23 protein-coding genes are annotated in these 25,467 nt (G+C 51.3%); 16 read left to right on the top strand and 7 right to left on the bottom strand.

Annotated features, from left to right (window positions below; genetic code table 11):
* Positions 1 to 122: 122 nt before the first annotated feature.
* From tnpA to AC1EK1_RS02610, 3 genes are all read right to left on the bottom strand, one after another.
* Positions 123 to 1,058: a transposon Tn4555 protein TnpA gene (gene tnpA, locus AC1EK1_RS02600; protein WP_004292844.1), complete on the bottom strand. Its 936-nt coding sequence runs from the start codon at positions 1,056 to 1,058 to the stop codon at positions 123 to 125.
* 297 nt (positions 1,059 to 1,355) lie between these two features.
* A complete protein-coding gene (locus AC1EK1_RS02605) occupies positions 1,356 to 1,982 on the bottom strand; it encodes a hypothetical protein (RefSeq protein WP_480305530.1) in 627 nt (208 codons plus the stop codon).
* 148 nt (positions 1,983 to 2,130) lie between these two features.
* Positions 2,131 to 2,727, bottom strand: a complete 597-nt coding sequence (locus AC1EK1_RS02610) for a metallophosphoesterase family protein (RefSeq protein WP_480305531.1) — start codon at positions 2,725 to 2,727, stop codon at positions 2,131 to 2,133.
* 517 nt (positions 2,728 to 3,244) lie between these two features.
* On the opposite strand from AC1EK1_RS02610, the gene AC1EK1_RS02615 reads away from it, so the two are divergent.
* Complete coding sequence (locus AC1EK1_RS02615; protein ID WP_480305533.1) at positions 3,245 to 3,808, top strand: double zinc ribbon domain-containing protein; 564 nt, start codon at positions 3,245 to 3,247, stop codon at positions 3,806 to 3,808.
* Between the two features lie 64 nt (positions 3,809 to 3,872).
* Here the strand turns inward: AC1EK1_RS02615 and mnmE are convergent, their stop codons facing one another.
* Positions 3,873 to 5,246, bottom strand: coding sequence for a tRNA uridine-5-carboxymethylaminomethyl(34) synthesis GTPase MnmE (gene mnmE / locus AC1EK1_RS02620; protein WP_480309147.1), 1,374 nt, complete (start codon positions 5,244 to 5,246; stop codon positions 3,873 to 3,875).
* A 173-nt stretch (positions 5,247 to 5,419) separates the two neighbouring features.
* Positions 5,420 to 5,674: a type B 50S ribosomal protein L31 gene (locus AC1EK1_RS02625; protein WP_480305537.1), complete on the bottom strand. Its 255-nt coding sequence runs from the start codon at positions 5,672 to 5,674 to the stop codon at positions 5,420 to 5,422.
* A 261-nt stretch (positions 5,675 to 5,935) separates the two neighbouring features.
* Here AC1EK1_RS02625 and AC1EK1_RS02630 point away from each other — a divergent pair, with 261 nt between their 5' ends.
* Genes AC1EK1_RS02630 through ribF form a run of 4 tightly spaced genes read left to right on the top strand, consistent with a single transcriptional unit; the run spans position 5,936 to position 10,711 of the window.
* On the top strand, positions 5,936 to 7,645 hold the full coding sequence (locus AC1EK1_RS02630; RefSeq protein ID WP_480305539.1) for a tetratricopeptide repeat protein: 1,710 nt from the start codon (positions 5,936 to 5,938) through the stop codon (positions 7,643 to 7,645).
* On the top strand, positions 7,642 to 8,466 hold the full coding sequence (locus AC1EK1_RS02635; protein ID WP_480305540.1) for a hypothetical protein: 825 nt from the start codon (positions 7,642 to 7,644) through the stop codon (positions 8,464 to 8,466). The genes AC1EK1_RS02630 and AC1EK1_RS02635 overlap by 4 nt, the downstream gene beginning before the upstream one ends.
* Positions 8,463 to 9,737: a murein hydrolase activator EnvC family protein gene (locus AC1EK1_RS02640; protein ID WP_480305541.1), complete on the top strand. Its 1,275-nt coding sequence runs from the start codon at positions 8,463 to 8,465 to the stop codon at positions 9,735 to 9,737. The genes AC1EK1_RS02635 and AC1EK1_RS02640 overlap by 4 nt, the downstream gene beginning before the upstream one ends.
* On the top strand, positions 9,734 to 10,711 hold the full coding sequence (gene ribF, locus AC1EK1_RS02645) for a riboflavin biosynthesis protein RibF (protein WP_480305542.1): 978 nt from the start codon (positions 9,734 to 9,736) through the stop codon (positions 10,709 to 10,711). The genes AC1EK1_RS02640 and ribF overlap by 4 nt, the downstream gene beginning before the upstream one ends.
* Here ribF and mnmL read toward each other — a convergent pair.
* Entirely contained in the window at positions 10,684 to 11,619 is a 936-nt protein-coding gene (mnmL, locus tag AC1EK1_RS02650; protein ID WP_480305544.1) for a tRNA modification radical SAM protein MnmL/YtqA, read from the bottom strand. The two genes, ribF and mnmL, sit on opposite strands and share 28 nt — an antisense overlap.
* 531 nt (positions 11,620 to 12,150) lie before the next feature.
* On the opposite strand from mnmL, the gene AC1EK1_RS02655 reads away from it, so the two are divergent.
* From AC1EK1_RS02655 to AC1EK1_RS02670, 4 genes are read left to right on the top strand one after another with little or no spacing between them, the layout of a single operon-like run.
* A complete protein-coding gene (locus AC1EK1_RS02655) occupies positions 12,151 to 13,590 on the top strand; it encodes a PDZ domain-containing protein (protein WP_480305546.1) in 1,440 nt (479 codons plus the stop codon).
* A complete protein-coding gene (locus AC1EK1_RS02660; RefSeq protein ID WP_480305548.1) occupies positions 13,587 to 15,041 on the top strand; it encodes a glycoside hydrolase family 125 protein in 1,455 nt (484 codons plus the stop codon). Before AC1EK1_RS02655 ends, AC1EK1_RS02660 begins: the two co-directional genes overlap by 4 nt.
* Positions 15,038 to 15,691, top strand: a complete 654-nt coding sequence (locus AC1EK1_RS02665) for a DUF3256 family protein (RefSeq protein WP_480305550.1) — start codon at positions 15,038 to 15,040, stop codon at positions 15,689 to 15,691. The genes AC1EK1_RS02660 and AC1EK1_RS02665 overlap by 4 nt, the downstream gene beginning before the upstream one ends.
* A gap of 2 nt (positions 15,692 to 15,693) precedes the next feature.
* Positions 15,694 to 16,599, top strand: a complete 906-nt coding sequence (locus tag AC1EK1_RS02670; protein WP_480305552.1) for a coiled-coil domain-containing protein — start codon at positions 15,694 to 15,696, stop codon at positions 16,597 to 16,599.
* Positions 16,600 to 16,836: 237 nt separating this feature from the next.
* Here the strand turns inward: AC1EK1_RS02670 and AC1EK1_RS02675 are convergent, their stop codons facing one another.
* The gene (locus tag AC1EK1_RS02675) at positions 16,837 to 17,043 is read right to left on the bottom strand and encodes a winged helix-turn-helix domain-containing protein (RefSeq protein ID WP_480305554.1); all 207 of its coding nucleotides are present in this window, start codon (positions 17,041 to 17,043) and stop codon (positions 16,837 to 16,839) included.
* Positions 17,044 to 17,206: 163 nt separating this feature from the next.
* Here AC1EK1_RS02675 and AC1EK1_RS02680 point away from each other — a divergent pair, with 163 nt between their 5' ends.
* The 7 genes from AC1EK1_RS02680 (at position 17,207) to lpxB (ending at position 24,695) form a co-directional block, all read left to right on the top strand.
* Positions 17,207 to 18,265 carry a hypothetical protein gene (locus AC1EK1_RS02680; protein ID WP_480305555.1) on the top strand — a complete coding sequence of 353 codons (1,059 nt, stop codon included), beginning with the start codon at positions 17,207 to 17,209 and terminating at the stop codon, positions 18,263 to 18,265.
* A complete protein-coding gene (ruvC, locus tag AC1EK1_RS02685; protein ID WP_480305557.1) occupies positions 18,262 to 18,843 on the top strand; it encodes a crossover junction endodeoxyribonuclease RuvC in 582 nt (193 codons plus the stop codon). The genes AC1EK1_RS02680 and ruvC overlap by 4 nt, the downstream gene beginning before the upstream one ends.
* Positions 18,844 to 19,115: 272 nt before the next feature.
* Positions 19,116 to 20,330, top strand: a complete 1,215-nt coding sequence (locus AC1EK1_RS02690; RefSeq protein ID WP_480305559.1) for an OmpA family protein — start codon at positions 19,116 to 19,118, stop codon at positions 20,328 to 20,330.
* Positions 20,331 to 20,677: 347 nt separating this feature from the next.
* Positions 20,678 to 22,219 (top strand): glycine--tRNA ligase, encoded by a 1,542-nt coding sequence (locus AC1EK1_RS02695; protein WP_480305561.1) that lies wholly within the window; start codon positions 20,678 to 20,680, stop codon positions 22,217 to 22,219.
* A 20-nt stretch (positions 22,220 to 22,239) separates the two neighbouring features.
* Positions 22,240 to 22,752: an FKBP-type peptidyl-prolyl cis-trans isomerase gene (locus AC1EK1_RS02700; RefSeq protein WP_480305563.1), complete on the top strand. Its 513-nt coding sequence runs from the start codon at positions 22,240 to 22,242 to the stop codon at positions 22,750 to 22,752.
* A gap of 43 nt (positions 22,753 to 22,795) precedes the next feature.
* Positions 22,796 to 23,563 carry a 5'/3'-nucleotidase SurE gene (gene surE, locus AC1EK1_RS02705; protein WP_480305565.1) on the top strand — a complete coding sequence of 256 codons (768 nt, stop codon included), beginning with the start codon at positions 22,796 to 22,798 and terminating at the stop codon, positions 23,561 to 23,563.
* A gap of 16 nt (positions 23,564 to 23,579) precedes the next feature.
* Positions 23,580 to 24,695: a lipid-A-disaccharide synthase gene (gene lpxB / locus AC1EK1_RS02710; protein WP_480305567.1), complete on the top strand. Its 1,116-nt coding sequence runs from the start codon at positions 23,580 to 23,582 to the stop codon at positions 24,693 to 24,695.
* Positions 24,696 to 25,467 lie beyond the last annotated feature (772 nt).

Here is a 25,467-nt window from a genome sequence, read left to right on the forward strand (position 1 = left end):
GTTGTATACATTTTGGAGTTGTATCCATGTTTCCGATGGCAAAGGAACAACGTGAAATATCCGTGAATACCTCCACGATACATCATTTTGAAATAATTTTCGATAATCCCGATTTTTCACGGTTATTTGTTCCTTTCAGCCATGACACGCTCCACATCTGAGCGCAAAAGCAGGTTTTTCACACCCACCTTTATCTTTTCGATGTGCTTCACCTTGACGATATGGCAGATGTTGGCTGACGAAAGACCATAGATTTGCTGCACCTGCTCAACGGTATAGTAGCGTTCATCGTTCACAAGGTCAGTTCTGCGGAGTTCGTTCAAATGTGATTTGGAGTAATAGGTACGCCCGTACTCTCTTTTAGTGGGTATCTTATGGCGATAGGTGTAGGCACGGAGTGCGGTCGGCTTCATGCCGAACAGTTCCTCCACCTCCTCGGTCAGTAGCCAGTCGGTAATTTCGCTAATATCAACTGCCACACCGAAAAACTCGTCAATATGCTTCTTGCTGTAATAGTTCTTTCCTGCGATACGGCAGATGGGGATATGGTTACGCTTGGCGGAAGTGTAAAGCCATGACTGCTTTACCTTAAAAAGGGACATCACCTCCTCGCCCGAATAGAAGTCCAACACTTCTTCGCTTTCCTTTTCCCTTTTTTCTCTTTTGGCAGGTAAGGAAGATGAAGATGATTTCCTTGGTGTGGAGGTGTTGCCGGGCAGGATGCGGTGATAGGGATTGCCCTCCAACATCTGCTCGATGTCGGCTCTGCGGATGAATGCCATGCGGTTGCTGATGCGTGAGGCTTTCAGCTTGCCGATGGCTACAAGTTTGTAAATGTACTGTCGGGAACAGCCCATGAGGATGGCTGCTTTGGAAAAGGTGAGATACTCCTGATGCTGTATCTCCATCAAGGGTTGGGCGACTTTGAAGAGGTTGTTCTTCTGCATCACTCTGGCTCGTTTGGCTTCTGCCTGACAAGCCTCACTGCAATATCTTTGCATACCGCTTCGGGTTACAAAGGACTTGCCGCAAAAACTGCATTTTCTGGTTGCTTTCATACCGTTTTATCGTTTAATGGTTCATTTCTTCAATCCTATATCTCTGAAATGGTAAACGGATGTGAACGGAAGTCAACCATTGTCGCTTTTCTACACAGTGTGACTGTTTCCGCATATCGGGGCGGTTATTGTCGCTTGTCGTAAACGGTTGTAAACCCTTGTCAACTGTCTGCACGGTGTGACAAAAAACAAGCCCCGCAAATTCTCCACGTCAGAAATACGTCTCAAAAATATGTGGAAATTTGGGAAGCGACAAATGGCAACCGAAAAGTGTTAAATTTTAGAATATGCTGGTAATTAAAGATTTACACTCGGATATTTCTGATTAGTTTTGGTTGTTCTATGGTTATAAATACATTTAGGAAATCTATGGGCGTTTCGCATATTTACTCGGTGCGGAAATACATCACAGCCTTTGTTCTCATTGCCATAATTGAGTACAATATCAATCACCCGACATGTCGTACGCATAGTGCTTACGACCATATGTCCATTTGAAGATTGTCCAAATAATTCTAAATAATCCAGCATTCGTTCAATCTTAAATTTTATGAGTTCAAGTATTTCTGTGTAGGAACCATCTCCACCCCATGGATATTCTCGCATAATCCACTCCTCCTTCAGCTCATTGAAAGCGCCTGTGTATGCTACCCAGTCCTCCTTGCTCATATCATGACGCAAAAACTTAAAGAACTCCTCTGCCTCTTGATCGATATCAATAGTATTGAAGTCTTTTCGATCCGCTTCTTCATCTACGACTTTAGTCTGGATATCTTGTTGCCACTTATCCTCTAAAGGCTGCAAACGAGACAAAGTCGTATAAGCGTTAATTTTCTTTTCGAGCTTGCGGTCACAACAACAATAGATTTGTCGAGGTGCTATCCCAAATATATCCTCCTTCTCAACGATATAAGTTTGCGCCAATTATAATTTTGTTTGCTCTTCTGCGACCAAGGGAGAACTTCTGTTATATAGTATCTATGTTGACATTCTGTGTCTCAACTACAAAATGAGCCACTTCTTCGAATTGCGGATCACGTTTATTCCAGTCAAAGAATTTCATTTCCATATTTCAAACTTCGAATTGAATTGGGGACTTGGGCAAAACCTCAAATCTCTCCCCCATCAAAGCACAATTAATGAAGGTCGTTCCGTTCTCTTCTCTTACGCCATAGTCTTCGTGTATGTGCCCGAAGATATGAAATTTCGGTTTTAGCTTCTTTACCAGATTTAATAGAGTCTGACTTCCGTAATGTCCATATCGTTCCGAGTAATCTAAAATTCCAAAAGGCGGTTGGTGGGAAATCAATATATCTGTGTCACAGATAGTTTCAAGTTCAGGCATTGTTTCACTATTATCGTGTCTCTCCACAAAAAAGGGAATCCCATACACACGTATCCCCTCAATATTTACACTTGAATAGTTGAGATTATGACAGTTTGAAGGCAAACCTTTTACTTTCCCATTTAATAGTGCTTCATCATGATTTCCGCAAACAAATACTTTGTGTTCGTAAGGTACGGCAGTAAACCACTCTAAGAAGTCTAGGGCTTCCTCCTTAGTTCCAATCATAGAGAAATCACCCGCATGAATCAGCAAATCAGCCTCCGGGAGCTTCCCTATATGCCAATGCATTCCATGCGTATCACTCATTACTAATACTTTCATCGGTTTCTCTTAAATACTTCAATCATCTGTGACATAATTGTCACATTTATTTTGGCTCACAAAATGCGGGCAAATACCCCACGTTTATCTACACCACAAAGGTAATACTCACCTATGCCAAATTAGGGCATTGATTAGATTTGGCTGCATTTATTTAAGTACATATTTTACAATCAATATACTCTAAACACTTGCCTCCAGGCATATCATCCTATACAAACAAAACCGATCCACTCATTTACGACACATTTATAGACATAATTGAAAGAAAGAGAGAAAAACTCACTCACCCTCAAAGCCCGGCCTTAATCTGGCATACCATTGTCGTATTTTTGCTGAAAAACAAATGAATATGGACAATGACAGAGAACAAAAAGTTATACCATCATCCTGCATTGGCTGACACAGAGGCTTTGCTTGGATTGCGAGAAAGATATTGTGATTTGAGAAAGATGTTTGGAGTATTAAGAAGGAAAAAATCGTAACTTCACAAATAACAAACAAGGACCATATTATTATGATTGATTTTGATATTGAATATTGTCCACATTGTGGGATGGAAATTAATTACGAAGCAAACACCTGTACTGAATGTGGAGAAGAAATGACAGAAGGAGGTTCTTTCTGCCCTTATTGCGGAGCTTATGAACCCTCCCTCCACTGTAATAACTGTGGAAAGGAAATAACCGAAGAAGATGTTGAGAGGTACAATCAACTTACCGATGAAGAGAAAATAGCATTACCTGAAGCCTATCTGCAAAAGAAGGCAGAAGAAGAGGCGGAGGCGGAGGCGAGGAGGGAAAAATTAAAAGAGGAAAAAAAATTGAGAGAAGAGCGGATTGCCATTGAGAAGGCTCAAGAGACTATTTTAATCAACGAGATAGTTGAATATATCAAGTCCTATGTTTCATTTGATTGCAAGTTGGACGTCATAATTTCCCTTACGTCAATACGAGTACAGGCTAAAATCCTTGATATAGCTTACACTCTCACTGCAACCTTCAACAAGGAAGACAAAGCTACAGCTCTGCCCAAGTTCACTCAAACATTGATTGCTATACGCGAAGTGGCTAGCAAGTGACCAGCTATTTTGTAAAAGACTTTGAATCAAATAATTGAAAGAATAGATAATAAGTAAGAAGGAGTTACTTGCCGATGCAGAAGTGGTCGAAAATATTGTGAAGCAGGTTGTCGGTGGTGACTTGTCCAATCACCGTAGACAGTGTATCAGTGGCCGCCCTCAGGTCTTGCGCAACAAGGTCGCCCGACAAGCCCTGCTCAAGCTTTTCGAGGACACCCTCTAGGTAATCGGACGCCTCGCGCAATGCATTGGCTTGTCGGAGATTGGTCACCATCACATCACCCACCTCAGCCTGGTACCCCCCGAAACGATCGCTTAGTAGCTCCTTCACCCGCTCCACCGATGAGCTATCTTTTGCTGAAATCGCCAAAGCATCGTTTCCCACCTCGCAACGAATACCGGTCGGATCCGCCAGATCACACTTATTGATGATCGGGACAATCCTCTGCGGATCGGTATGTTCGGAGAGACCAGCATACATAGCCTTGAGCCTATTTGGCTCCGCAGTCGCATCAATCACCCATAGGGTTAGCTCGGCGTTGGCCACAGCCATATAGGAGCGTTCGATTCCGATATTCTCGATGGTGTCCTCCGTGGACCGGATCCCGGCAGTATCTATGATCCGAAACTGCTGCCCTCGTATGAATAGGGTATCCTCTATCGTGTCTCGAGTCGTACCGTGAATGTCGGACACGATCGCTTTTTCCTCGCCCAGCAGGGCGTTGAGGAGCGTTGATTTGCCCACATTGGTCTCCCCTACGATAGCGATTGGTATACCCTCCTTGATGACCCTACTCACACGGTAGCTGTCAGCCAAGTCGGTTGTTTCCTTGAGTATCTCCCTACACCTCCGAGCTAGCTCATCACGTGACACAAACTCGACATCCTCCTCGCTAAAATCCAACTCCAACTCAATCAGGGAGGCAAAGTCAATCAGCTCACTGCGCAATGCTTCTATCCTGTCTCTAAATCCCCCTCGCATCTGGGTGACAGAGAGCCGCAACGCCGATCTGCTCTGACAGGCCACCAGGTCTGCCACCGCTTCAGCTTGACTCAGATCCATCTTGCCTGCGGCAAAAGCACGTCTTGTGTACTCACCAGGCTCAGCTATCCGAGCACCTTGGTCGATAAGCAGTTGCATCACCAGCGAGAGAATCAGGGGATTGCCATGGAGAGAAATTTCCACCGTATCCTCGCCTGTATAGGAGTGTGGGGCTCGATAGACGAGGGCCATAGCATCATCAATCTGCTCCCCTATGGTCGGATCGCAAACCCACCCATATGTAGCCCGATACCCCTCCATTTCCTCCAGAGGGGTACGCACGGCCCGAAAGATCCTCCCTACCAGCTCTATCGATCCTGTACCGGAGACCTTGAGTACCCCTTGGGCGGCTCTGCCCGGGGCTGTGGCTATAGCGACTATGATATCATTCATCATGTAGTGATTGGAGGAAAAGTGTGGATATAGTTCAGGCTACACCTCGGTATGGATATCCACCCGAGATGTAGCCTTTTCTTTTGGTACGTGGCTATCCACGCAATCTATCTTTCACCCCTGTACCGATTCACAGAGGTCTACTCCGAGAGAGGAGTGCTCCCTCTCAGCCGGGATTACTTCTTGTTACGGTTACCGTAGCGGTTCATGAACTTATCCACACGTCCTGCGGTGTCGACCAGCTTGGCCTTTCCGGTATAGAATGGGTGGGATGTATTGGAGATTTCGACCTTCATGAGCGGATAGGTCTGCCCATCCACCTCGATTGTCTCTTTTGTCTCCACAGTAGAGCGAGTGATGAAGATCTCATCATTCGACATATCCTTAAATACCACTTCACGGTAGTTTTCTGGATGTATACCCTGTTTCATCGCTGTATGTTATCTGCCTTAGTTATTGTTATATTCCCGGGGGAGTGTAATGTTTCCGCAAAGGTACCATTTTCTTTTCTTCTTTTCAAACTCTCTTTCACCCTTCTCCATGCAGTCCCCTTCGCCTAAAAAGAGCTCCCTGCCCTTTCATTCCCCCAAAACAACCAAGTAGTGCGGTTATAGAGTTCGGATTGAGACACAAAGGTCTCACATTGGCAGAAATGGGTATCTTTACGCAATCAATGACTAATTGCGCAACGGATGATCGGCAAATACATCAAATATACCGTGTGGGGACTGCTACTTGTGCTACTAGGGGTAGCACCACTGCGTGCCCAGAGCCTTTATGACCAGGTGTACACCAGAGCACTACGGATGAGTCCCGACAACTCTCGGACGGCTCTCTCCTCCAGGATGAATCACATCTGGATGGCCTACTTGGCCGATTCGCTACAGCCCTCTGCGCTGGTCGACCTCGCCGGTAGCACTGAGTCAGTGGCCACTGTCGATCTGCTTGAGCGTGCCTTTCGCGAATCGGATCATGACCTGGATATTGGTCTACAATTGATGGTGGCATCGGCTTACTTTGGGGAGTGGTCTGTGCTACGCCAAACCAAAGATGCACTGCTCCAAAAGTATCCGGACGACAAGCAGGTCCTATTTTTGCTGATGGAGATCTACGAAAAGTCGCAACAGCAGGATCAAGCCATTGAGGTCCTTAGGGGCTTGTTGGCCAAGGATCGGTCAAACAGTGGCTACACCTACAGCCTGGTCGACCTACTGATCGCAAGCGAACGCTACGACGAGGCCTTGAAGGTCCTACAGGGATACCTACTAGATCACCCCGGTGAGATCAAGGCTTCGCTGTTTGTGGTGATGCTCTTGCAAAAAATGGGGCAGACACCCGAGGTCGGGGCGAGAGTAGTGGATGAGCTGATGAAGTACCACCCCAACTCGCCAAAAGCCATTACCGTCCAAGTCATCTATCTTTCGGGGCTGGGGAAGTACGACGAGATGGCCAAAGTCATTGAGTCCTATGGGCAAATGAAAGGCAGCACGGCCGATGAGATAGGTGCGATGCTCTCCTCTGCATTTCCCAACGCCAAGGACAAGATTCAGATGATGGGCTCCTTGGTTCCGATGGTCAAGCGACTCAACGAACGGTACCAAGACGACGAAACAATACAGGGCTATGCTCTAAACTACTACCTACTGGTCTCCGACTCGATCCAGGCCACCAAAGAGGCAAATGCATTGATCGCAAAGGGTGCAAAGGTCCGAAAAGCCTATGAGTACACCCTCAACTCCCTAATCGCCAAAGAAGCCACCGACTCAATAGGTATTCTGGCAAAGCAAGCCCTCCAGGTGTTTCCGAATGATGCGTTTTTCTTGCTAAACGACTTATTTGTCTATTCTCAAAAACAACCCGAGACAACGGAGCTTTTGAAAAAAGTGGATGCCGCACTCAGTGTTGTGTCGGAGAAGGATCGCCTTTACCCACAATTTTTGGCCATCAAGGCAGATGCGCTGGAAAAGATTGGCAACTGGGATGAGGCCCGTCGGTACTACGAAAAAGTAGTTGAGACGGGACACATCATGGGCACCAACAACTTTGCCTACTTTCTGACCAAGCACGGCAACAGCCCGGAGGATCTGGAGCTGGCCGAAAAACTCGCGGCATCGGTCGTGAAAGCCTCTCCCGACGAACCAACCTACCTCGACACCTACGCCTGGATCCTGTACAAACGCTCGGCATACTCTCTAGCGAAAGTATACATGGAACGTGCCCTAGGAAAAAGCGATGAGGAGTCTTCGGTGTACTATGAGCACTACGCCTATATACTAAAAGCCCTCAAGGAGTACGATGCGGCGATAGAGGCTTGGCGCAAAGCACTGGAGCATGGTGCGGATGCTGACCTCGTCAGTCGTGAAGTACTGGAGATCCAAGCCCTCAAAGGAGAAGCAAAATGAGAACCTCTAAGCTAATCCTAGCGATCCTAATCCCCCTCCTGCTATTGCTATCCGGCTGTAGTCTGTCTCGGAAAGCGACAAACAAGGGCGATCGGAGTGGTGTCGCACTGTCCGAGCGTGCTTTTTTGGACCAATACTTAGCCAAGACTCCGCCACAGTGTGTGCAAGCCACAGGGACACTGACCGCTCGTCTAGGAGACGATGGGATGCGGGTCCCCGTGCGCTATTCACTGGATCGGAGTGCCGGGCTGGTACTGTCGTTGCGTCCTCTGCCCTTTGTGGAGGCGGGGCGCATTGATGTCGACCGAGAGACCCTGCTGGTACAAGATCGGATCAATAGGCGATACTTCCGGATATCACACACCTCACAAGGCCTACGACATGCCACAAGTGCCATGATCGGCTTGGACCCCACTTTACTTCGTGCGATCGCCTTGTGCGAGCCCTTCACGAGGAGAGAGGTGGGGGCGACTGTACTCCGTCATATGAAAATGCACTACGGGGAGGACGGGCAGTACATTTTTGAAAACAAAAAGGAGGGGGTGCGACACGAGTTTGACCACGAGCTCCGACTGACGCGGAGTCTCCTCTCGCAGCACAAAGGCTGGCATGCGGAGGTGATCTATGCGGACTACTCCGAGACCGGAGTACCACAGAGCACCCGTGTGGCAATCACTCTCTCTGATGATCGGACCTTTTGCCTCGATCTAAAGCTCAACAAACTAAGCTACCAAGCGACGACCACAGCAGATACGACACCCACGGAGGGCTATAGAGAGATCGGCATAAAAGAACTAATAGAGATCCTGAAAAACCTATGAAGAGACTCTGGTACCTCATGATCCTACTCCTACTACAAGTACCCGTAGTAGGCTTTGCGCAACAAAAAAAATCGGCAGAGGTCTTGCGCCTAGAAGCACGACGCAAAAACCTCCAAGCCGACATCGCACGTATCAACACCCTACTCAGCGAAGCGGCAACGACGGTGAAGCAACAGCTGAGTCAACTCACGCTGATCCGCGAGCAAGTCCGCAAACGACAAGAGATGGTCCAGGCCCTAAACGACGAAATACGGGAGACGGACAGCCAGATCACTGCCTTGGAAGAAGAGGTCAACCGCCTCAGCGAAAAATTTGGGAAGCGACAGGAGAGCTACGTGAAGTCTATTCGGGCACTTCAGTATGGTGCCAACGCAGAGGACCAACTGCTTTTTATCCTATCAGCCAAGGACTTTGCAGAAGGCATGCGAAGGGCCCGATACCTCCGAGAGTACGCTCAGTGGCAAAAACAAGAAGCCTCCAAGCTCCGAGACTTGCGTGCAGAGATCGAAAAGCAAAAAACCGAGCTACAAGCGACAAGAGCCGATAAGATGAAACTCATGTCGATGCGTGTGCAGGAGACCGACCAGATCAAGTCCGACCAAGCAAAAGCTGAAACACACCTCCAAAAGTTACGCCGAAACGAAGCACAGCTCAAGCAAGAGCTCAACAAGCAAAAAAGGCAAGCACGCCTACTCAATCGACAGATTGAAGCTCAGATCCGAAAAGAGATCGAGGCGGCACGCCAAGCCGCACTCGCAGCAGAGAAGGCACAACGAAAGGGAGAAAAAGCGACCACCAGAAAATCTGCAACCACCGGAGGATACGCAATGACGCAAGAGGAACTCAAGCTCTCTGGAAACTTCGAAAACAACAAGGGCCGGCTCCCGGCTCCCATCACCGGATCGTACCGTGTGGTGAGCGAATTTGGCGAACAGCAGCACGAAGCCCTTCGTCACGTGCGTGTCAACAACTCCGGCATAGACCTCCAAGGCGAGCCCAATGCACAAGCCAAAGCAGTCTATGACGGTGTGGTGACCCGTGTATTCACGCTTGAGGGATTCAACAACTCCATCATCGTCCGCCATGGCAACTACCTCACCGTCTACAGCAACCTCACCGAAGTCTACGTCACCACAGGCTCCAAGGTCAGCACAGGACAAGCAATAGGTAAAATCTTCTCCGACCCCGAGCTGGGAGGAGCCACACAGCTACACTTCCAGGTATGGCGAGAGACGACTAAGCTCAACCCTCTCACCTGGATCCGACGATGACAGTCCTACACAGCATTGACGAGCTAGAGCATTACCTCTGTGGCCGACCCTTTGTGTCGACCATGGGGTACTTTGATGGCATGCACCTCGGCCACCAAGCCCTGATTGCCACACTCGCCCAAAAAGCCTCCACTCAGGGCTGTGCCTCCGTACTCATCACCTTGGACCGACACCCCCAAGAAGTGCTCCGCCCCGACCTCCCGACACCGGAGTGCCTGACCCCCCTACCCGACAAGCTCAGGCTCCTATCCGGACAACCGATAGAGGCCACTTTGGTGATCCCCTTTTCCAAAAACCTGGCCGACCAAACCCCCGAGGCCTTCCTCGAACCACTCATCCGGCTGGGACTAAAAGGGCTGGTCCTGGGATACGACAACCGCTTTGGACGAAAAGAGCCCGGTCAGTCACTCCAAGAATTTGACACCCGACTACTCGCACTCGGGCTCCCCGTACACCGCATCAGCCAAGTACTTGTACACGACAAGGGAGTGAGCTCGACAGCAATCCGCCGTTGCATCAAGACTTGCGATTTTGAGACCGCAACCCAGATGCTCGGACGACCCTACTCACTGGTCGGAGAAGTGGTGACCGGCAGCCGGATAGGGCGCACACTCAGCTACCCCACTGCCAATATACGCCCCACATTTGCCCAACAAGTGCTACCCGGAGAGGGGATCTTTGCCGCAGAGGTAAGGGTTGGTCGATCCGTCTACCCCGCCATGGCGTACCTCGGACATCGCCCATCGATAGGTCGTGACCTCGAACAAAGGCTCGAAGCCTACCTCCTCGGCTACTCCGGCAGCCTGTACGACCGACAAGTGGAGATCGCTTTCCGCAAGCACCTCCGCCCCGACCAAACCTTTGCGACCCGTGCAGAGCTGGCGCAGCGACTTGCCTTGGACGAAGCAATCACCCAGGCTTTCTTTGCCCACCACACACTACTCCTTCAGATCGGATCCGACCCCAAGCCGTAAAGGTCACCTTGGCGACAGCCACGGCTCACCATCGTATTGACCAAGTTGTTGGTGAAAATATAGTTTTTGACAGCCCACCGTGGAGCCAAGATCAACTCCGGCGGTGATTGCGACACAAATCGATCCACATACAGGTTCGGACGCATGTGCCGGAGGAGCTCAATAGCCACCTCCAGATACTCCTCCGCACTCATGAGCGAAAAAGACTCCGGATCTCGTAGGTAATCCCTACCCATCGTCGTATTTTTCAGGATCTGTAGCTGATGGAGCTTGATCGATGTGATCGGCAGTGCCGATAGCTCAGCCACATGATGCCGAAAGTCCGCCCTCGACTCCCCCGGCAGCCCTATGATCAGGTGCGCTCCACAATCCACTCCCATCTCGGCAGTGGCACGGATGGTCGCAGCCGCCTCCCCAAAAGTGTGGCCACGATTCACCCTCCTCAGTGTACGATCCAGAGTGCTCTCCACTCCGTACTCAATGTAGACCCGAGTACGCTCACCCAGCCTGCCAAAGTAGTGGAGCCAATCCTCATCCACACAGTCCGGACGAGTACCGACCACCAGACCCACCACCCCGGGTTGCGCCAGAGCCTCCTCGTACATTGCCCGCAACCGCCCACGATCGCCATAGGTATTGGTATAGCTCTGAAAATAGGCCAAGTACCTCATCTGAGGATACTTGTGCGAAAAAAAATCAATCCCATCCCGAAGTTGCTCCACGATTGGCCTGATACGAGAGGTGTAGCCGGGGGAAAATGAGTGGTTGTTGCAGTAGGTACACCCGCCCTGCCCCAGCGCCCCATCACGATTCGGACAGGTACTTCCGGCATTGAGGGAGATCTTTTGGACCTTGTAGGCAAAGTGAGCCTTGTAATACTCTGAAAAGTCTAAGTAGGGCTTCGTCATAACTAGAGCAAAACAACAGTATCCTCCCCGTAAAGATAAATAGAAAAAGGCTGTCTCACGACAACCTCTCCCTAATTATTAACCTAAAATCTAATACTATGAAAAACACTCGCAAATCTAGATATATTCCCCGATATCTGCAAAAAAAGAATGCCCCACAAAGCCCGGGACACATTTTCATCCACGGAGCCGAATTTTTTGGTCCGTCGAAGCGATCGCTTCTTTCCGTGAAACGTTTCGCTTCTATCCGTGAAAAAGATTGCTTCTATCCGTGAAATCGACAGTCATATACAATTGACTGACAACCTGACACTTACAAAACACTAAACTTGGGGTCAAAAATAAGGTCGGCACAGCAGAGGATTCGATGATGGTTTTAGCCCCCCAAAAAGGACACCTCCGAGCCATTTATAAGAGCGCAATGGTGGGTAAATCGCTCACAAAGTGGTACATTTGTCTATGTGGAATGCCCGGTACACTACCGAGCACTCCCAACCCCCATAATCAAGACACAATACAGAACCCCAACGAATGAATACACAAAGAAGACTGCTGCTACTTGCCAGTGTTGTCCTAGCCACCCTCTTGGTCGGATCCGAGTCGCATGCCCAAAAGAAGACAAACTTCTCGGCCGGCATGCCCCACTGCGATGTGGGTCTGCTCTACCAGATCAGCTACCAACCCAACTGGGGCGATTCTCACGCTGTGGTGGTAGAGGTCATCCCCGGTAGCATGGCATCACGAGCCGGAGTCCATGTAGGTGATATCCTCCTGACTATCAACGGAAAGGAAACCCGTGAAATGTCCGAGGAGGCCATCACCAATGCACTCCTCGACCCCTCCGCCAAATCAGTGACACTGGAGGTGGCACGACTGGGCAACGAGTCACTCCCCATCAAGCTGACCCATGAGTGCACCCCTGTGGACGAGTTGGACGAACGCCTGATGGCAAGTGCCTTTGCCATGTACAGCCTGGAGGATGTGGTGGATCGGAGGTTCACCATGCCACTCATCCACACACTCCCGACGATGAGAGACTTCATGGCCTACAAGACCTTCACCGTCCTGCCTGACCAACGACACACCCACCTGGGACGCACCATAGCCAAAGAACTCCGAGCAAAAGGACTGGTGGAAGTCAATACCGGAGGAGACTTGATGCTCAACATCCGTGGAGAAGTGACCCCCAACCCCTCCTACCGAGAGGGTAGCGAAGCAAACTTGGACCCAAACTTTCGCAACTATCGGTACGACTACCGCACCGAGTGGTTCGAGGCCTTCCCCTTTTTGAGCATCAATGCCCCGGCCTTTTCGGGGAAAAAGAGACTCCGGCTGGAGATAGAGCTATACGACCAAAAAGACAACACCCTGGTATGGAGTGTCACCGCTCGCGAACTACTCAATACAGACTACAGCCCTGAAAACTACGTGGATGCCTTTGCACCACTCCTGCTGGCCAACTTCCCGTTCATGCGCTACGTGATGAACCCCACCTTTGTCCGTCACCAAAACACCTACCGCTACACCGGCATCAGCTACGATGCCAATGACCTACAGCTGATCCGAGCTGTCGCACCCAATAGTCCGGCTGCCAAAGCCGGACTGCAGGAGGGGGATCGCATCAAGTCCATCAACGGGATGCCCCTCGACAGTGACGCTGAGAAGATGACCAAAGCCTACAAAGACTTCATCAAAGCCTCATGGAGACTACGCAACCCGGACACTACCTTCCCCAACGACCGTGGACTGCAACAGTGCAGATACTGGAGCGTAGACAAGTACCTACAGGTGGCCGATCTACTTCAGCAGCCCAAGTACTGTGCGGCCTTCTCCTACCTTTTTAGCCACAGGACCTACATCAACTCCCCGATCATCAAGGAGATTGTTTTTGAAATCGAGCGAAACGGAGAGCCACTATCGGCACTCGTCACGCCCAAGCTCGTCACACTAAACTATACCGAACTAAAATGAAAAAGATCCTTCTACTCCTCCCCACCTTGCTCCTATCAACCGGCGCATTTGCACAGACTGATGAGAAGCACCCCTACATGGAGCTTGCACGTATCGAAGTCAAAGACAACACCTACATCTCCAAACGCCCCGATGTGGAGAAACGACTCTTCACGAGCGATGCTATAGAGCGCGAAATCAAGAGAGTAAGCCAACTCCTAAAAAATCCCAAACTGCGCTGGATGTTTCAGAACTGTCTGCCCAGCACAATAGACACCACGGTACACTTTCGGTACGATGACCAAGGCAACCCCGAGACCTTTGTCTACACCGGCGACCTAGCCGCCATGTGGCTACGCGACTCCGGAGCACAAGTATGGCCCTACCTGCGCTTTGCCAACCAAGACCCCAAGGTCAAGGACATGCTCAAGGGGACGATCCGCATGCACATGAGACAAATCTGTCTCGATCCCTTTGCCAACGCTTTTCTAGACGGACCCGCACCCTCGCCCTGGGATGACGACCTGACCCAAATGCTACCTGAACTACACGAACGCAAGTGGGAGATAGACTCGCTCTGCTACCCAATACGCTTGGCCTATGAATACTGGAAGGTCACCGGAGATACCTCAATATTTGACAGCACGTTCATCACTGCACTGCAAAAAATACTGGCCACATTCAAGGACCAGCAACGCAAAGAAGGGCTGGGCTCCTACTCCTTTCAACGCATGACCACACGCAGCACCGACACCAAGTCCAACGAAGGATACGGAGAGCCGGTAAAACCGGTGGGGCTGATCGTATCGGCCTTTCGCCCATCGGATGATGCGACCCACTTCCAATTTTTGGTTCCGTCCAACTTTTTTGCAGTTACCTCCTGCCGAAAGGCAGCAGAGATGCTCCGCGCCATCGGTAGGAAAGAAAAGCTGGCCACGGACTTTGAAGCTCTTGCCAACGAGGTGGAGGCAGCCCTCAAGGAGTACGCTGTAGTCACGCACCCCAAGTATGGGGAGATCTATGCCTTTGAGGTGGATGGCTTTGGCAATCACTACCTGATGGACGATGCCAACGTCCCAAGCCTCATCGCACTACCCTACCTCGGTGATGTGAGCGTAGACGACCCTATCTACCAAAACACTCGTCGCTTCGTCCTCAGCGAGGACAACCCCTACTTCTTCAAAGGCACAGCCGGAGAGGGCATCGGGGGTCCACACATCGGGTACGATATGGTCTGGCCCATGAGCATCATGATGAGAGCCTTTACCAGCCAAGACGACAGCGAGATCCTATACTGCCTCCGCATGCTGATATCCACCGACAGCAATACCGGGCTGATCCACGAGTCGTTCAATAAAAACGACGCCTCCAACTACACCCGCCCATGGTTTGCCTGGCAAAACTCACTCTTTGGTGAGTTGATCCTGACACTGGAAAAGAAGGGCAAGCTGGAGCTCCTCAATAGTCTATGACCCCGAGGCAACTGATCGTCACTACCATTTTAGCCTGCTTTTGCGCCCTCCCCATAGTGGCCCAAAAGCAGGCCAAGATGGCCTCTATATTTGTCCAAACACCGGAGGAGCTGATCCCGGCACTCAACCAAGACCTCAAGTCCGACCTAGTGGAGCAATACTATGACCGGACTGATACCGAGCTACGCAACCTCTACAATGGGCCATGCCGGATCACCAAAATCACCGACAGCTATCTGAGGCTGGAGCTAGACTCCACCATGGTCGTTGAGTTTAAGCAACTGGGAGGGCGATGGTTTCGGCCCAAATACTATGGGATGTCCGTGACCTCTACCATATCACCCGCACTATCGGTCCTTTCATTTTTTGACACCAAGTGGGCTCCAATCCCCAGATCGTCTATGGTGGCGCTACCCGAGCCGGAGCAATTTTTGATCACACCGGCGGACTCCATCAGATTGGACTACAAAAAAGCCCGCATTGAGAGAGAGGTATGGGAGTATGTGGCCACCTTTGACCCGGATAGGCCGACCCTTACTTTTCGGATCAGTGCCTTTGATGAGCCATTGGCCAAAAAGCAACACCCGACCGTTCCACAGCTACTGAAAGAGATCACCTACCGGTGGAGACATAACCGCTTTGTTCACTGACCATGATCACAAACACAACTGAAGACAAAGCCAGACAACGCAAAGCCCTCTACATCCTTTTGGGCCTATTGGTTGCTCTGACCATCGTTGGTGGAGCCACCTACATCGTACACCAGCAAAAGAAAATCACAGAGATACAGGAGCTATCCACTTTGGACAAAAAGCTACTGGAGGAAGACTACAACGATCTAGTCCTCCAGTACGAGGGCTTCAAGTTCACAGTAGAGGACGACTCTCTGCTCCAACAACTCAGTTCGGAGCAGGCCAAGGTCAAGCGTCTCATGGAGGAGCTCCAAACTGTGAAGAGTACAAATGCGGCAAAGATCGCAGACCTCAAACGAGAGCTTGAGACACTCCGAAAAGTCCTCAGGAGCTACGTCGTACAGATCGACTCACTCAACCGTGCCAACCAAGAGCTAAGAACCGAAAACCAAGAGGTCAAGCAACAAATCTCCCAAGTGACCTCACAACGCCAGCGTCTACAAGCCGAGAAAGATGAGCTCGCCAACCAAGTACAACTGGCGGCCAAGCTCTCGATATCCGGTCTGCAAGTCAAGGGGCTCAACTCCAGAGGCCGACCCACCAAGCGGGTCCAAAACATGAAGCAACTCGAGATCGCCTTTCAACTGGATCGGAATGTCACGACCGAGCCGGGGATGAAAACCATCTACCTACGCATCACCAAGCCGGATGGAGTCCTGCTTGAGCAACCCGGTGTAAGCGGCACTTTTCCTTTTGAGAGCGGGAAAGTACCCTACTCGGTATCCCGACAAGTAGAATACGGTGGAGAGCCGGTCGGGATGACCATATACTGGGATATCCAGGAGTTTTTGGTCGAGGGGAGCTATCGGATAGAGTTCTTCGCCGACGGCTACAAAATCGGTCACGCCGGCTTTGCACTACAGTGACACTGAGCTAACGATCGGCATCGTTGCCAAAAAACAAGGGTGTGCCAAATCTTATTGGCACACCCTTGTTTAGCTCTACACAGCACCGACCGAAACAAAAAAGGGGTGCCAAAACTACCGTTTTGGACACCCTCGGATTCCTTACTCACACTTCGGATGAAGCGCGACACTTACCTTCCCTTCCTCTCGCTATGGAGAGGCTTTGTACCGCAAGTTCCCTCCTTACTCGTGCGAGCTCTATCTTCTCAGTCGGACCGTAAACTCCTTTTCTGAATCGTCAAAGTCCACCTTACCCTCTTTGGCAAGCCAGCCCAGAGCCAAGTTTACATCACGCTCGGTGCGCAACTTCGTCACCCGCTTTAGCTCCTTTACGGTCAGTGGATCCTTGCTTTCGTCCAAAGCTCGCCATACGATACCGGCATTAGTTCCTATTGTTGCTATCATAACTTTTGTACATTCATCTTTTGGGGTTACACAACCTTATAGCTATCGCAAATATACTTAATTATCTCTAAACCTAAAGAGCTTCCAGCATCGGAAATCGCCTGAAATAGTTTAACTTTGTTCCGATGTTAACCCCACACGATCCTTACACCCGACGGACAGCATGATGTCAGAGCCCCCACACCATACTGCGTGGCATCGCCTTTGCCCCCAACTACTCCTCTACGTCACAAGTCTAGGGCTGACACTCTACTGTCTGCTATCCGCATGCGAGATGGCGCACACACAGGGGGCCGCATACCTCCGGACGGTAATCCTCACTGGTGAAAAGCCCTCCCTCCTGCTCCTCAAGTATCAGCCGGCAGTGGTCGGAGTGCTCCTGGCACTTATACAGTTTGGACGATCGGGGTTCAAAAAAGCAGTGCAAGAGACAGGGCAAGTCCGACAGATAGCCACTGCGCTCAGCCGAGGCGGTGCAGCACTGTTGCTTCTTTTTGGGATCCAGATGGGGCTCAACCAACTATTGCTGACTCATTTCCTTCCCCAAGTGCAGACAGAGCCGATACATGTGACTACACTACCATGGTTCATGGCCGGAGTAGCCGGCTATGGGCTGACCGCACTGATCAGGCTGGAGTCAAGCACTCCTCGTCGTATCATCGACCTCCTCTTTGCCACCGCCATCATACACCTATACTATGTAGCCACCGCACCTGGTGCTTACGCCAAGCTACTCCCCATCGTAGTCCTCTTTAGTCTGGCGATGCTCTACATGCCACTGGTGACTGTTGATCGCCGGCAGACACGCAGATCAGTGGCCCAAAAGTCACTCGTCGCCCGTCTCTTTGGGAGACTCTACTCCCTCCTCTTCATCACCCTCCTCTGCTGGGCACTCCCCCTACTCCTACGCTTGGTACCGGAGGATACTGCAGGATCACCTACACACCTCTATACCCCATCAGCAACGGCCACAGACACTGTCCCCCACAGCCCACACCCATTAGACCCCTACAACGAGCCCGTACCCCAAGCCACACGGAGAGAGAAGATCCGCAAAGCCCTTATACCCTTTGAACTCACCTTCACCTCTGATCACGACCACCTCTTCCGCCCTCGGATAAGTGACGTATCCCCCCTGCCCCTCATACTTTGGCACCTGATCGGGTTCGGACTCCTCTACCGCAAACGACGCAAACACCGCACCACTCAACATTCCCAATGAGCCCCAAGAGACAACCTCAAACGCAACCACAAGTCATCATCGGTGTAGACCCAGGCACCATCATCATGGGGTACGGCATCCTCTCTGTTTCGGACCGAAAAGAGCTGTCGTTACTCGCCATGGGCGTACTCCGGCTGAGCACACTCGACGACCACTACGAGCGACTCCACAAGATCTACGACGGCATACAAGCCCTCATCCGCAGATACACGCCCACAGCCCTGGCCGTCGAAGCACCTTTCTACGGCAAAAACGTCCAATCCATGCTCAAGCTCGGCCGGGCCCAAGGTGCCGCTATAGTGGCCGCCAAGAGTGCCAACCTCCCCGTCACCGAGTATGCACCATCGACCATCAAGCGTGCCATCACAGGCAGAGGCAACGCCTCCAAGGAGCAGGTAAGCCTCATCCTACAGCGACAGCTCAAGATCCCGGCAGACGCCCTCCTCAATGCGCTCGATGCCACCGATGCTGTCGCCGTCGCACTCTGCCACCATCTACAGCAGAGCACACCGATACCCACCTCCGGATCCTCCTCGTGGGCGGACTTTGTCCGAAAAAACCAGGACAGAGTCAAGTAAAAAGAGCCGTCACAAAAGAGCAACGGAGGCCAACCCCCTCACCCACCGACCACCATCTCCCCAAAAACAATAAGAGAGAACCCATGAAAAAAGAGGCAAAAACGGGGGCTTATTTTTGCAGTTGCTGGTTTTTTCTTATATTTGTGCAGTGTAATGGTGGTACCACAGACACAGCACGCTAGAGAATCGACTGATTAGCGCCGAATGTAGACCACAAAACATTAGAGAGATATAGACTAATAATTGAAAGTAACAACAAACAATTAATGATTATGAGAAAGACTGTTATTGCACTTTCGCTGGCAGCTGCAGGCCTAATGGCTGTTTCTGCTAACGCACAGGAAGTAAGATCAAACGAGGAGTTTCTCGCAACCACTCCTGCTAGAAAGGTGGCTTTTGAGCCCAGCTCAAAGCACTGGTTCATCCAGCTTTTCGGTGGCATCAATGTCCCCGGATTTGTTTATTGGAATGAGCGCCCCAACGTCAATTGCACGAACAATGCCTCCTTCAACGACAAGTTTAGCTGGAGCACCGGTTTCAGCGTTGGCCAATGGCACAACCCCTACTTCGGTACCCGTGTGTCCGTTGACTACAACAATCTGAAAGTTCTTGGTGGTGCAAAGCCCGTTGAGCTACGTGCCTTCAACCCTCACTTCGACTTCATGTTCGACCTCGTAAGCTACTTCAGCCCGTACAACGCTGATCGTGGTTTCTCAGTTGTTCCTTACCTCGGTGTGGGTTACTTTGGCTCCAACATCAAGGGTGCAGACCAAAAGGCATCTGACGAAAACTTCAAGGCTATCTTCAAAAAGGATCAAGTAGCAGGTACCAAGCACCGCTTCTTTGGTGAGATCGACCACGCTGTATCGGCCAACCTAGGTGTGGACTTCAACATCCACTTCAACCGTCGTGTAGCCCTGACCATCGCTCCTACAGTAGCTTTCACCCCAGGATTTGAAAACGCAGACCTGCTCTACGGTGTACGTGGTGGTCTGACCTTCAATGTTGGTGAAACTGAGTTCAACGGTGTTATGCCTATGGACTGGGAGCTCGTAAACGGTCTCCAGAGCCAGATCAACGACCTTCGTAGCCAAAACGCAGAGCTCAGCAAGCGTCCTGTACGCTGCCCTGACTGCCCCGAGGTAGTGGCACCTGTTGTCGCTGACAAGAGCTACGAAAACGTAGTTTACTTCCGCATCGGTAGCGCGAAGATTGATCGCAACCAAGAGATCAACCTCTTCAACACCGCTGAGTTCGTAAAGGCCAACAACACTCCTATCACCGTGACTGGCTACGCTGACGTGAAGACCGGCACAGCCAAGTACAACATGCAGCTCTCTGAGAAGCGTGCTCGCAACGTTGCTGACCGACTGATCAAGGAGTACGGCATCTCTTCCGAGCTCATCACAATCGACTACAAGGGTTCTGAGACTCAGCCTTACGGCAAGAACGCATGGAACCGTGTCGTTATCATGAAGACAAAGTAAGAGACAACACCTTACGATCGGATCCTCCAAGAGGATACCGACCCTGAAAAAGTCCCCTCGGCCAAAAGCCGGGGGGATCTTTTTTTATCCCCTGAGTGGCCGGCAAACCGATTGCAGAGCCCACCCATCAAGTATGCGTAGTAACAGAACAAAACGGACAAAAGCCAGCCCCCGGCACCCCCAAAGCAACAGAGTAGATCGCCCACATACGATAGTCCGATGGTACGCACGGAAGAGGAGATTGGCGAAAGGTGCTGAAATGGGCCATTTTTTGGGTAACTTTGCAAGGAATTGGGGGAACGGAACTCATACATCAAGAAATAACACTCAAATTCAATGCACAAGATATGGCGGAGCAAGACAACCTATTCAAGAAGATAGTAGCACACTGCAAGGAGTATGGATTTGTATTCCCCTCCTCCGAGATCTACGACGGACTCGCAGCAGTATACGACTATGGGCAAAACGGCGTGGAGCTCAAAAACAACCTCAAGCAATACTGGTGGCAGAGCAACACACTGCTGCACGACAACATTGTAGGTATCGATGCCGCTATTTTCATGCACCCCTCCGTGTGGAAAGCATCCGGGCACGTAGATGCCTTCAATGACCCCCTGATCGACAACCGAGACTCCAAGAAACGCTACCGCGCCGACGTACTACTGGAGGAGTACATGGCCAAGATCGAGGAGAAGATCGAGAAAGAGGTAACCAAGGCCAAAAACAGATTTGGCGACAGTTTCGACGAAGCACTCTTCCGCGAGACCAACGAGCGAGTACGCCAACACCAAGCAAAACTCGACGAGGTGCACGCACGCTACACAGAGGTGATGAACAACAACGACCTGAAGGGCATGCGACAGTTGATCCTAGACCTGGAGATTGCCGACCCCATCAGTGGCACACGCAACTGGACCGAGGTTCGGCAATTCAATCTCATGTTTTCCACCGAAGTAGGCTCCACCTCCGAGGATGCCCGCACCCTATACCTCCGTCCGGAGACAGCCCAAGGGATCTTTGTCAACTTCCTGAATGTCCAAAAGAGTGGACGCATGAAAGTACCCTTCGGCATCGCACAGATCGGAAAAGCCTTTCGCAACGAGATCGTAGCTCGGCAATTCATCTTCCGCACACGAGAGTTTGAGCAGATGGAGATGCAGTTCTTTGTACGTCCCGGGACCGAGTTGGAGTGGTTCGAGCACTGGAAAGCGTTCCGTCTAAAGTGGCACAAATCACTGGGCTTGGGCGACGACAAATACCGCTTCCACGACCACGAAAAGCTCGCCCACTACGCCAATGCGGCCACCGACATAGAGTACGAGATGCCCTTTGGGTTCAAGGAAGTGGAGGGGATTCACTCCAGGACCGACTACGACCTCCGCCAGCACGAAAACATGAGTGGACGCAAGATGCGCTACTACGACCCCGAGCTCCAAGAGAGCTACATCCCCTATGTGGTGGAGACCTCTGTAGGCGTGGATCGCCTCTTCCTCAGCGTACTATTTGGCAGCTACTGTGAGGAGCAACTCGACAACGGAGAGACACGCATCCTCCTCCGCCTACCCGTGCAGATGGCACCCATCAAGCTCGCCGTCCTCCCCTTGGTACGCAAAGACGGGCTACCCGAGGTTGCCCAAAAGATCGTAGACGACCTCAAGTACAGCTTTACCTGCCAGTACGACGAAAAAGACTCCATCGGCAAGCGCTACAGACGACAAGATGCACTGGGGACCCCCTTCTGCGTCACAGTGGACCACGACACCCTCAACGACAACTGCGTCACCATACGATTCCGCGACACCATGGAGCAAAAGCGAGTACCCATAGCCGAGCTACACGACCTAGTCGATGAGGCCACCAGCCTAAGAGGACTCCTACGCAAGCTCTGATCACCCCCAAAAGAACGGTCATGAAGAGACTAAAACACACCCTACTACTCACCGTACTGCTACTCTGTGCCTTCGCCTGCGACGACAGCCAAAAGGTCCTGACACAGCAAGAAAAGGAGAGCAACGCCTTCATCAAAAAGCTGGCAAAAAGCGGAGAGTACACCCCCTACCGCTTCCTCAACGAAGACTACATGATCTACTACAAAGAGATCAAAAATGCACCCGAGGAAAACCGAGACCGACGCCCCTACCAAAACAGCAGAGTCCGAGTGAGGATCGAGATGAGAAATGCCCAGACAGACCAGATCCTGGCCACTTCGCACGAGCAAACACTCTCGATCTTCAGCACCGCACAAAATGCACGCAACATCACACGAGGACTACAGATCGCCCTCCAGCTCATGGAGGTTGGAGACGAGTGGCTGGTGATCATACCATGGCAGCTTGGGTTTGGGTCGTACAGCTACCTGAGAGACATCCCGCCGTACACCAACCTCAAGTACCACATCACACTGCTCGAGGTCATCAGCTAAAAAGACGGCTCCCCACACGCCTCACAAATCCACACCAAAAACAATGGCACAAAGACCCCTCATACTTGTCAGCAATGATGACGGTGTGTTTGCCAAAGGACTACGTGAGCTGGCGACAGCACTCATGGACTTGGGCGACATAGTCGTCGTATCACCCGACAGCCCACGCAGCGGACAGTCCAGTGCGATCACCACAGCCGTACCTATACACTTCGCACTCGTCTCCACAGAGCCGGGACTATCCGTCTACAGTTGCAGTGGCACACCGGCCGACTGTGTCAAGCTAGCCCTCAACGAGATCATACCCACCACCCCCGACCTGGTAGTCGCCGGCATCAACCACGGCGGCAACCAAAGCATCGCTGTCAACTACTCCGGCACACTCGGTGCCGCCATCGAGGGCACAATCTACGGGATACCCTCCTTTGCGATCTCACTCATCCACGGAGACCAAGAGAGCGACTTCCTCGACTCCTGCCGCTTTGCCCGAAACATTGCCCGACGGATCCTCAAGGAGGGGATTCCACACGGAGTCTACCTCAATATCAACGTCCCCGACGTCCCCGTAGTCCGAGGTCTCAAGGTCTGCAGCCAAGCAGACGGACGCTACCAGGGCGAGTATGTACGCCAAGCCACCCCACAGGGGTCAGACGTCTACTGGCTCAGTGGTGAGCTGGTGCTCAACGAGCCCATCAACCAAAACTGGGATCAGCGACTCCTCGACCGAGGGTATGCGACACTCGTCCCCTGCAATATCGACGTCACCGACTACGAGTACATACAGGAGATCAAGCACTGGGAGGAGCTCTAGTGACCCAAGGGAGGAGATGAGGTACTTTTTAGTAGTGGGAGAGGCGAGCGGTGATCTCCACGCCGCACACCTCATGGATCAGCTCCGAGAGCAAGACCCCGAGGCCGACTTTGCCTACATTGGAGGCGGAGAGATGCGCAAGCGAGGAGGGCACTGCATCGCACAGGCCGAAGAGCTCGCCTACATGGGGATCGTGGACGTACTGGCACACCTGCCACAGATCCGAGCCATCGCCAAAAAGGCACAGCAAGCCCTCATCGACTACCGGCCACACGCCATCATCTGCGTTGACTACGCCGGATTTTGCTTTCGCTACATCCTGCCATTTGCCAAAACCCACCTACCGACCACCAAAGTCGTCTACTACATCCCCCCAAAAGTGTGGGCCTGGAAAAAACACCGCATCACCACACTCCGCACACACACCGACCTGGTCCTCTGCATTTTACCCTTCGAGGTACCCTTTTTTGAGCAAAACAACCTTCGCCAAGCCCACTACGTCGGCAACCCCACCTATGAGGCCATCGACAGCTACACCCACAGCAGACCGCAGACAACTCCACAAGAGTACATCGCACTACTCTGTGGCAGCAGACGATCCGAAGTCCGCCAAAACCTCCCACTCATGCTCCGAGTGACAGCAGAGCTGGGCCTGCACGCAGTGATTGCGGCCGCACCCGGACTAGACCGACAAATCATAGAGAAGATCGCCGCCAGCTACTCACACGTCCGGATCGTCGAGCACGACACCTATCGTGTAGTCGCCGAGGCAAAAGTCGCACTCGTCACCTCCGGCACCGCAACTCTCGAGACAGCTCTACTCCGCACCCCCCAAGTCGTCTGCTATGCAGTACGAGGAGGTGGACTTGCCAACTTCGTCTACAAACACTTCTTCACCGCACCCTACATCTCGCTGGTCAACCTCATTGCCGGCTCCGAAATTGTACCCGAACTCTTTGGTGGGCTCTTCCGTGACGACACCGTACGCCAACACCTTACCCGTCTCCTACACGACCCCGCAGCACGAGCCAACATGCTGAGTGGCTACGACCAAGTCCACCATCTCCTCCATACCGACACCCCGGCCTCCCAAAACGCCGCCACACTTATCCTCAACCTCTTCACAGACTAACCTCCCGACCAACCCCGTCGGGAACCAATTGACGACCCCTCTCAGGGTCATTTTTTTTATTCATAGGCACAGCCACCCGAGGGGCCTAGGAGCCTATTTCCCGACCAAGCACCCCGAAAAACGGCGCAAAAAAGGTGATTTTCGGACCCCAAAAAGCCACTCTGGGGAACATTGATACTCATACACTTACAAGTCCCCTCGAGTTTCACGGATAGAAGCGATTGGTTTCACGGATAGGAGCAAAACTTTTCACGGATAGAAGCGATCGCTTAGACGGATCAAAGGCACCCCACCTTCCGAAACAAAAAAAAAGACCTTCACACGAAAATAGGAGAAAATGGACCCGGACTGTAAGTTTTTTTTGGCAAAAAGAGAGCCGACGCGTTATTTTGTTACGAGCGGTACGTTTGCACAAAAATTAAATATCAAATCGGCAATGCGGAGGCTCCGGTCAAAACACTCCTGACCCTTCCTCTTCTTGCTTTAACAATAGCCTGCCTTTGTATAATATTATTTAATATATACACATGATTATCTCTTTCGTTTATTAAACACATCGCCCAGAGTACTCAAAACAGCGCCCAAACCTACGTATTTATTGGGTTTTTGTCGGGTTAATTATGTATGTTTGCCTACCTGGTATCAAAAAAAGCAAAAAATCACTTTTCGCTTTTGATATTTATTGTCGCCCATCGTGGTGATAGGGATGCCGATGTATGATGACTACTGATTGTTGTCTGTTGTATTTTTTACACTGCACGTTTTTTTTAGG

The organism is Porphyromonas sp. C0026D3 (assembly GCF_056590775.1).